This is a genomic window from Haloarcula nitratireducens (assembly GCF_019599505.1).
On record NZ_RKLT01000002.1, the window covers coordinates 323386 to 332335 of the forward strand.

Annotated in this window: 9 protein-coding genes and 1 tRNA gene; 5 read left to right on the forward strand and 5 right to left on the reverse strand. The window is 68.0% G+C overall.

Annotated features, from left to right (window positions below; all coding sequences use genetic code 11):
• Positions 1-3 precede the first annotated feature (3 nt).
• Both rpl3p and EGH23_RS08355 read right to left on the reverse strand, forming a co-directional pair.
• Positions 4-1020 (reverse strand): 50S ribosomal protein L3, encoded by a 1017-nt coding sequence (gene rpl3p, locus EGH23_RS08350; RefSeq protein WP_220579544.1) that lies wholly within the window; start codon positions 1018-1020, stop codon positions 4-6.
• A 4-nt stretch (positions 1021-1024) separates the two neighbouring features.
• Entirely contained in the window at positions 1025-1870 is an 846-nt protein-coding gene (locus EGH23_RS08355) for an RNA methyltransferase (RefSeq protein ID WP_220579545.1), read from the reverse strand.
• Positions 1871-2148: 278 nt separating this feature from the next.
• On the opposite strand from EGH23_RS08355, the gene EGH23_RS08360 reads away from it, so the two are divergent.
• Positions 2149-2219, forward strand: a tRNA-Gly gene (locus tag EGH23_RS08360).
• A gap of 219 nt (positions 2220-2438) precedes the next feature.
• Here the strand turns inward: EGH23_RS08360 and EGH23_RS08365 are convergent.
• A complete protein-coding gene (locus EGH23_RS08365) occupies positions 2439-3941 on the reverse strand; it encodes a glycosyltransferase family 2 protein (RefSeq protein ID WP_220579546.1) in 1503 nt (500 codons plus the stop codon).
• 136 nt (positions 3942-4077) lie between these two features.
• Here EGH23_RS08365 and EGH23_RS08370 point away from each other — a divergent pair, with 136 nt between their 5' ends.
• From EGH23_RS08370 to EGH23_RS08385, 4 genes are all read left to right on the forward strand, one after another.
• Positions 4078-4410, forward strand: coding sequence for an MTH1187 family thiamine-binding protein (locus EGH23_RS08370; RefSeq protein ID WP_220579547.1), 333 nt, complete (start codon positions 4078-4080; stop codon positions 4408-4410).
• A gap of 24 nt (positions 4411-4434) precedes the next feature.
• Positions 4435-5367, forward strand: coding sequence for a methenyltetrahydromethanopterin cyclohydrolase (gene mch / locus EGH23_RS08375; protein WP_220579548.1), 933 nt, complete (start codon positions 4435-4437; stop codon positions 5365-5367).
• A complete protein-coding gene (locus EGH23_RS08380) occupies positions 5367-5849 on the forward strand; it encodes a double winged helix-containing putative transcriptional regulator (RefSeq protein WP_220579549.1) in 483 nt (160 codons plus the stop codon). The genes mch and EGH23_RS08380 overlap by 1 nt, the downstream gene beginning before the upstream one ends.
• An 83-nt stretch (positions 5850-5932) precedes the next feature.
• Positions 5933-6577 carry a class I SAM-dependent methyltransferase gene (locus EGH23_RS08385; RefSeq protein ID WP_220579550.1) on the forward strand — a complete coding sequence of 215 codons (645 nt, stop codon included), beginning with the start codon at positions 5933-5935 and terminating at the stop codon, positions 6575-6577.
• On the opposite strand, the gene EGH23_RS08390 is transcribed toward EGH23_RS08385, so the two are convergent.
• Together EGH23_RS08390 and EGH23_RS08395 are read right to left on the reverse strand one after the other, a co-directional pair.
• The gene (locus tag EGH23_RS08390; protein ID WP_220579551.1) at positions 6571-7185 is read right to left on the reverse strand and encodes an NAD(P)-dependent oxidoreductase; all 615 of its coding nucleotides are present in this window, start codon (positions 7183-7185) and stop codon (positions 6571-6573) included. The two genes, EGH23_RS08385 and EGH23_RS08390, sit on opposite strands and share 7 nt — an antisense overlap.
• A gap of 47 nt (positions 7186-7232) precedes the next feature.
• Positions 7233-8912 carry a GTPBP1 family GTP-binding protein gene (locus EGH23_RS08395; protein ID WP_220579552.1) on the reverse strand — a complete coding sequence of 560 codons (1680 nt, stop codon included), beginning with the start codon at positions 8910-8912 and terminating at the stop codon, positions 7233-7235.
• Between the last annotated feature and the right edge of the window lie 38 nt (positions 8913-8950).

The following is an 8950-nucleotide window of genomic DNA, read 5'->3' on the forward strand; positions in this document are numbered from 1 at the left end:
GGGTTATCCCTGGTTCGATTCGGTGGAGACGTAGCGCACCTCGGGGTCGAGGCGCGGCTGGTCGTTCGGTCGCACCGCGGGGCGGAAGCGCACCAGGCGCTTGTCCGGCCCGGGCACCGAGCCCTTCACCAGCGTGTACGGCCCGTCGACCTCGCCGTAGTTGACGAAGCCGCCGTCGACGGTGGCCTCGTCGCCCTCGCCGATGTCGACGAGACGCTTGTTCAGTTCGGTGCGCTGGTGGTAGCCGGTCTGGCCCTGCTGGGGGACCGTCGAGCGCACGCGGGAGGGGTTCCACGGGCCGAGGTTACCGATTCGGCGCCGCCAGCCCTGCCGGGCGTGCTTGCCCTTCCGCTTCTGGACGCCCCAGCGCTTGACGGGACCCTGCGTCCCTTTGCCCTTGGTGACGCCCGCGACGTCGGTGTACTCACCGGCGCGGAACACGTCGTTCATCGCGTGTTTCCCGCCGTCACCGACGAGTTCGAGCGCGTAGTCGAGGCGCTCCGAGAGCGAGCTACCGCCGACGCGAGTCTCCATCACGTCGGGCTTTTTCTTCGGGACGCTCGGGACGGCGTCGGGGACGGTGTGCGTGATGAGGCGCACGTCCCCGAGGGTTCCGTCGTCGAGTGCGTCGCGTACCTGTTCCTCTGCAGCGTCCGGGTCGTGGCCCTCCGGCAGGTCGAGAGTCCGGTCGAGTTCGCCGTGGAACTCGTCGGTCCAGACCTCCGTCAGCGGACGCTTGCCGTACGGCGTGTCTTCGTACGCTCGCAGGGCGACGGCGCGCATCGGCGGCGTCTCGACGACCGTCACCGGGACGGTCTCCTCCATCCCCTCGCGGGGGGAGTCGGGTTCGTCGTTGACGAGCACGACGTGTGTCATGCCCGCCTTGTATCCGGCGAACCCTTGGACGCCCGCCTGCCCGTCGTCGGACGGCCAGCTGTTGAAGCGGGGCGTCTCGGTCGTCGAGCGCTTGCGCGGGCCGAAGCCCAGCGAGCCTTTGCGTGGTCTGCTTGGTTGTGGCATACGTTTACTCCGTGAGGGTTAGACAGGCGAGGGAGGCGAACATCGCTTCTTCCGTTCGCACCACCTCGCTGCCCTGGTTCGGAACCGTATTCAGCCAGAGGTCGAACCCTGTGGGGTCGTCGCTTGTCTGGTCTCCACCGACGGAGCCCGGGTCCACGTCGAGTATCGACGGTAACCCACGCTCGGGTGCCCCGAAGGCGACGGTCAGGCCGCCCTCGGTATCCCGGCGCTCGACCAGCTGGCCGAGACGCCGCGTCGTCGCCGGCTCACCGTATCGCGATGACGCGATGGTGAGTCCGGCGTCGTCGCGCGAGAGTGCCGCATCGAGGTCCGCGGTAACGACGTCGAACCCCGGCGTGGGGTGCTCGACGAGTTTCGCCCGGACCGGCCGTCGCGAAGAGACCCTGACGGTTACGCGCTCCCCCTCGACCAGTTCCATGTCGTCTGGAACGGGGAGGGAGATCGGGTGTTGCATGCCGCAATTGACCCGGACGCGCCCATCAGCTCCGACCTCGGTCACGATTCCCTGTCTTAACGACCCCGAACCCTCAGATCCGGAGCCGGTCTGTGAACGCACGCGGAGCGGCGGCAGGACGCCGACGTACTCCAGTTCGTCCCGCTTGCCCCACATCTCCTTTCGGAGGTGCGGGGGCGTCGCGGCGTACCGCAGCACGGTTTCGACGAACCCGTCTTCCCATTTGCCCGCCCCGTCCGGGTCGGGAAACACTGTCAGCCGATCGGCCCGGAACACCGTGGCCGCGCGGGCCACGTATCCGAGCTTGCGAGTCGCCTCGCGGCGGTCTTCGGCTTCCCGTGTGAGGGAAGACGGCACGAGTACGCTGGTCGTCATGCCGTGACGCTTCCACGTCGCGCCACTAGACTGTGCCGATACTTCTCCGTCCCTACGGTAAAAAGACCCCGCTTCGCGCGTGCGTTGAGACGCGTTCACACGGCCCGTCGCCGCCGGTACCCCCCGAACGGCCCACCCGGTCTTTGCCGGTTCCGAAAGGGTGAGTCGACTAACGTGGTCGAACGATCCGGTAAGTCGAATGCACTCACGTCCCACGGTTTCCCTCGGAAAACGGAAGGCTTTTTACTGTCACCCCCGCCAGATTGTGATGTAACAGGGCGCTGGTAGTGTAGTGGTATCACGTGACCTTGCCATGGTCACAACAGGGGTTCAAATCCCCTCCAGCGCATTTATACGGCGAACAATCCCGGCGAGCACCGCGTAGCGTGTGCTCGCTATTCCGTGAGCCGTGAAATCGCACTGGGATTTGAGCCCTATCAGTCGCGCGCAGCGAAGCGAACACATCTGGTTCCGGTTCGAATCCCCCAGCGCGCTCTATCGCGAACGGTTCCGGAATGACACGTCGCGCGTGCGCGCTTAGAAACGTTCCGTTCGACGCGACCGGCGCTTACCGCTCGGGACTCCTCTCGGAGGCGTTACGAGTGGCGCTGCCGCGTTGGCGCGCCCGTCGGACGTTCTTCCATCGGAGGTCGTTCCCCAGAAAGACGTCCGCGAGGCTCTTCAGCAGAACCACGTCGAGGAACTGTTTGAAGCCGAGGATAGAGAAGGGCGCGAGTGCGGCGAGACGAACGTCTTCCCCCTCGATCTCGATGGCGAGGACGGACAGCAGTAACTGTAACAGGACGAAGAACGCGGCGATGACCAGCAACAGCGGCGCGCTCCCGTCGACGACCGAGAGGACGATCAGACCGAAGACGACGATGCCCAGGAGTGGAAGGAACGAGAGCGAGAGGAACACGTACGGGAACCCGAGTCGGTGGAGCAGCCCGAACCGACTGTCGCTGAACACCTCGACGTGCTTGACGAGCGTCTGAATGTTCCCTCGAAACCAGCGCAAGCGCTGGTGGTAGAGGTCTCGCCACGTCTCCGGTCCCTCGGTGTAGACGACGCCCTCGCTGGCGTGAATCGTGTGTCCCGCCTTGAGTATCTCTATCGTGAGGTCGAAGTCTTCGGTCAGCGTCTCGCCGCTGTAGCCGCCGACCGAGAGAAGCGCCTCGCGTCGAAACGCACCGAGCGAGCCGGGGACGACGGTCACGACGCCGAGTAGGTCGAACGCCCGTCGGAACGTGTTTATGCCGACGATGTACTCGAGCGCCTGGAGGTCGGTGACGAAGGTTCCCCTGTTCCCCACCTTGACGTTGCCGGCTATCGCGCCCGCCGTCGGGTGACGGTCGAACTCCGCGACGAGCGACCGAAGCGCCTTCGGGTCGATCGTCGAATCCGCGTCGACCGAAACGAGCAGTTCCGTCTCCGCGAGTTCGAGACCCGTGTTGAGCGCCGCGTGCTTTCCGCCGTTCGGCTGTTTGACGACCGTCGTGGTCGGGGTCGCGTGCGCCAGCGCCTCGACGTACGTTCCGTCCGTACTCCCGTCGTCGACTACCACGACGTCGACCGCCGCGGGGTAGTCCGCCGCGGCGATGGCGTCGAGACAGCGTCCCACGTACTGCTCCTCGTTGTACGCCGGTACGAGGACGGTGAGCGGCGGCCACTCCTTCTCGGGGCGCGTCCAGTTCTGTTGCCGGAGCTTCTGTACCAGCGCGAGCGGGACGACCAGCCAGTAGTAGACGAACACGAACAACAGCGCAAACGTGAACAGCAGGGCGGTAAGCGGAACGTCCTTCCAGATGTTCGCGAGCACGACGACGACCGTCGTCACCGGGAACAGCACGGTCCAGATGAGCGAGGCGTGTTTCAACCGGTCCGGAATGCGATCCGCGTGCGTAGTGAGATAGACCGCGCCGCCGAAGTAGGAGATGGCGAGGAGCGTGGTCACGACGATGACGGCCAGGATATCTCGGGGGAGAAACGCGACGAATACGGTAAACGAAATGACGATGAGAGCGACGACTACCAGCAACTGCTTCGACACCCCCTCCCTCCCCCGTCCCATGGGACACGTACCCGCCAGTACATGATAAGCATTCGTACACGTCTGGCCGACAGTAGGAGAACGCTACCGCCGTCGAGATAGGTCACTACGTCGGTACCGCGACACAGTTACCCCGGTGGCGGCCGAACCCGCGACCATGACCTGTATCGGCTTCCTGTCGGTCGCACCGGTCGTCGAAGAGAGCATGGCACCGTACGTCGCCGACGCCGTGGCGGCGTTAGACGACTTCGACGTGGAGTACGAGACGACGCCGATGGGGACGATCATCGAGGCCGAGAACAGCGAGGAGCTGTTCGCGGCGGCTCACGCCGCACACGAGGCCGTCGGCGCGCAGTCCGACCGCGTCGAGACGTTCCTGAAGATCGACGACAAGCGCGGGGTCGACCAGCGCGCGAGCGAGAAGGTCGACGCCGTCGAGGCGTCGCTGGGACGCGAGGCGCGCAGCGGCGCGTCCGAAGGCGGAGATTAAAAGGCAGGCTGTCAAAGGCCGAGTATGGACAGTCTCAATCGGATGGCCACGGAGCTCGTCGACGAGGCCATCGACTTCGCGGACGAACTCACGATAGACGTACACGCGCTCTCGGGCGACGCCGCGGTGCTGGACTTCGGCGTCGAGGTCCCCGGTGCCGTCGAGGCCGGGATGTTGCTCGCGGAGATTCAGACGGCGGGGCTGGCGACGGTCCAGACGACGATGGATTCCGTGGGAAGCGCGCCGTTGACCCACGTCGAACTGTCGACCGACCACCCCGCGCTGGCGCTGCTCTGTTCGCAGAAGGGCGGCTGGGAGGTCGCCACCGACGACTTCGAGGGACTCGGCAGCGGGCCGGCCCGCGCGCTCGTCGGCGAGGAGGACGTCTTCCAGCGCATCGGTTACCGCGAGGACGCAGATTTCGCCGTGCTGGCCATCGAGTCGGACGAACTCCCCGACGAGGCCGTCGCCGGGCAGATCGCCGAGCGGACCGGCGTCCCCGAGACCGCGGTGTTCATGCCGACGTTCGCCACGGCGAGCGTCACCGGCAGCGTCGTCGCGGCCGCCCGCGCCGCCGAACTCGCCGTCTACCGCCTCGCGGAACTCGGCTTCGACCCCGCGGAGGTGCTCTCGGCGAACGCGCGAGCGCCGATGGCCCCCGTCGCCGCCGACGAGGCGTCGGCGATGGCCCGCACGACCGACGCGCTGGCCTACGGCGGCGAGGTCCACCTCACCGTCGACGAGGACTTCGACCGCTTCGACGAGGTGGCCTCCGTCGCCGGCGCGGAGTACGGCCGACCGCTCGAAGGCGTCTTCGACGACGCCGACTGGGACTTCGGCGAACTCCCGGTCGACCTGTTCGGGCCGGCGCAGGTCACCATCGACGTGGTCGGCGGCGACACCCACGTCGTCGGCGAGACCCACGAGGACGTGCTGGTCGAGAGCTTCGGCCTCTGATGCGCTACAAGGTGGCTCCGCCGGCCCGCTCGCTCTCCTTCCTCGGCGACGCGCGGGCGGCGATCCCGCTGGTCCCCGACGACGAGGCCGACTGCTGTCGGGCCATCCAGCGGGCCACCGACGTCACCGACCGCGAGACGGCACGGGAGTATCTCACGTTCTTGCGGGCGCTGGACCTCGTCGACGAGAGCGACCGCGGCTACCACCGCACGCGAACGGAACTCGACCAATCGGCGCTGGCGGTCGCGTTCCGCGAGAACGTCTTCGCGGCTTCGGAGCTACTCGATGCACTCGACGACTGCGGCGGCCCGCTCACCGAGACGGAAGCGTTCGAGCGGGTTCGAGACGCCGTCCCGCGCTGGGAGCGCGAGCGCCACGCGGATTGGGAGCGCGTCTGGCGGACCCGTCTCGACCACCTGCTCGGGTGGGCCGAGGCGTTCGGACTCGCGGCGCGGACGGACGACGGCTACGAACGCCGATAGCGGCGAACGATCCGGCGCGCAGTTTCTTGTCGGTGGCACGCCTTAGCGAAGCGCATGGTGTCAATCGAAATGGGTTTCCAGAGATGAGCGCCCCCGTCTGGCACGGCTTTCCGCCGTACCGGCCGGGCACTCGGCCGGTCTCTGCCCGGGCGTACGGGTTCGACGCCGCGTACGCCGGTGTCCCGGCGTGGGACATCGGGCGGCCGCAGCGCGCCTTCGCGAAACTCGCCGAGGCGGGAGAGATTCGGGGACGGGTCCTCGACGTGGGCTGTGGCACCGGCGAGCTGTCGCTGTATCTCGCCGACCGCGGCCACGACGTTCTCGGCGTCGACTTCGCGCCGCAGGCCGTCGAACAGGCTCGACGGAAGGCCGGATGGCGCGATATCCCCGCGGAGTTCCTCGTCTGGGACGCGCTCCGCGTGGACGACCTGCCGATGCGCTTCGACACGGTGACTGACTCGGCGCTGTTTCACTGCCTGAACGACGCGGAGCGAGACGAGTACGTCGCGGCCGTCCGCGACGCGTTGAACCCGGGCGGTCGCCTGTTCGTCCTCGCGGCGGCGGCTCCGGAACGCTGGGGCCGGCAACCGGGCGGCGTCGCCTACTCGGAGTTCGCGGCGCGGTTCGACGAGGGGTGGACGATCGCGTGGGTGCGGAACGCCCCCTTCGAGAACCGCCGGTATCCGTATCAACACCCGGCGTATCTGCTCAAGGCGGTCCGTCAGTAGGCGATGCCGACTCGCTCTCGACGATGCCCGCCTCGAACGGCGGCGTCGTAGACGAACGCCGCCACGTCGCCGGTCGAGACGGACTGGCCGCCCTCGGGGAGGTAGTCGACGGCCGTCCGATAGTGGTTCGTCGGCGCGCCGTCGGGCATCCGCGGCGGGCACGCGAGCGTCCAGTCGAGCGTCGACTCGCGGAGTCGCTCGTAGGCCTCCCGGTGGGCCGTCGCCACCCGCCGTAGTCCCGCGGGGAACTCCGGCATATCGAGGCGGAGACGGTTCGGCGTCGCCTGCAGGATGCCGGCGGCGGCGACGCCGACCAGTCGGTCGATGCCGGCGTCCGCCATCGCCGGGGCGATGGTGTCGATCCCCTCGGTCAACACCGACGGACGTTCGTCGGCGTCGGGCCCGACGGCGTTACAGACCGCGTCGTGGCCGGCGACGGCGGCGATCACCGACTCACCGTCGCGGACGTCGCCCTCGACCACGCCGACGCCGGGCGGCGCGCGGTCGGCGTCGCGGACGAACGCGGTGACGCCGTGGCCGTCGCTGGTGGCGTACTCACAGACGCGACGGCCGACTCGGCCGCTCGCGCCGAAGACGAGCAGTTGCATGGTACCGACGACGCGTCCGGCGGATAAACCGATGATACCTAACCGAGTCAGTCCGTGCTCACGTCGGTCACGGTTCCGACTCCCTTCGAGCGCCCCTCGCGGAAGACGAACTTCTGGCCCTCCTCGACGAAGTACGACCGGAACTTGAACTCGACGGTGGTCGCGCCCGCGTCGCCGGGGAGGAGTTGACCGCCCTCCGGGCGGAACGACGCCGCCTCGCTGATGGTCTCTAGGTGGACGACCGGTTCGTAACCCTCGCCGATGCGCGTCGGGTGGTTCAACACCATCACCTCGGCCTCGAACTCGCGGACGCCCGTGGGCTCTGCGTCCGCCGGGAGAAGGACCATCCCGCGTTCGATATCGGGTTCGCGGACCCCCTTGAGGGCGATGCCGACGATGCGACCGGCCTTCGCTTCGTCGACGCGGTGGTAGTGCATCTCGATGGAGCGCACCTCGACCTCGCGGAACGCGCCGTCCTGCATCGGTCCGAGCAGGAGCCGGTCGCCGGCTTCCACCTCACCGGATTTGATCGTCCCCGAAGCGACCGCACCGACGCCCTGGACGTTGTACGTCCGGTCGATGTACATCCGGAAGTCACCGACTTCGCCGCTGGTCTTCGGGAGCGCCTCGAACATCGCGTCGAGGTCGGACAGCCCCTCCTGCGTGACGGCGCTCGTCGTCACGACGGGGACGACCGTCTCGGAGATCTCCTCGATCGCGGTCTCGACGCCGTGGCGCTCGACCCGGAGCGGCGTCTTATCGACCTCGCGCAGCGCCCGTTCGACGTCGCGCTCGACCTCGGCGACCCGCTCGTCGCTCACGATGTCGACCTTCGTCAGAGCGACGATAGTCGGGAGGTCCGTCGCCAGCAGGATGCCGAGGTGCTCGCGGGTCGTCTCGGTGACGCCGTCGTCGGCGGCGACGGTAAGCAGGCCGTAATCGAGTTTCTGCCCGACCAGCCCCCGGATGGTCGTCCGGAGCCACGGTTCGTGGCCCACCGTATCGACGAACGAGACGAGGCGGTCGGACTCCTCGACGACCCGCGCGCGGTCGCTCTTGCGATGCGGGTTGTCCATCCGGATCGGGCCATCGTCGTCGAAGCCGTAGACGCCGTAGGAGAGGTCGGCCGAGAGGCCGCGTTCGACCTCGTGGGGTTGCACGTCGAGGAAGCCGCGGGTCCCGCCCTCGCCGTCGTCGGCCTCGCCGGTCACCAGCGAGCCGACGAGCGTGGACTTCCCGTGGTCGACGTGGCCGGCGGTGCCGACGACGATGTGGTCGTCGTCGTCGAGTACCGTCCCTTCCCGGATGGTGGCGACGCCGACGATGCCGTCGAGCGGGCTCTCGTCGCTCTCGCTTGCCACGCCGTCGGCGGAACCGTCGGTTCCGTCCGCTCGCGGGGTCGTCGACCCCACGCCGTCGACGCCCCACGTCTTGACCTCCTCGATGTGTGCGCCGGCCTCCTCGGCCAGCAGGCTCAGGACGTCCATCGACTCGGAGAACTCGTCGGGCGAGATGCCCGCCAGGCCGCCGTCGTCGGTGACGCCGACCACGTAGGTCGCCTCCCCGTCGCCGGAGAGCACGCGGTGGCGTAGCTGTGCCGCCAGTGATTCGAGCCGTCCCTCCGAGAGGTGTAGGTCTTCGGTGAGCCGCTCCTTGAACTCGACGCTACCGCCCTCCTCCTCGCCGCGGTCGAGGGCGCGACGGAGGACGGCCCGGTCGGGGCTCATGGGGGTCCGTAGCGGGTGGCGAGATAAAAGCCTTCCCC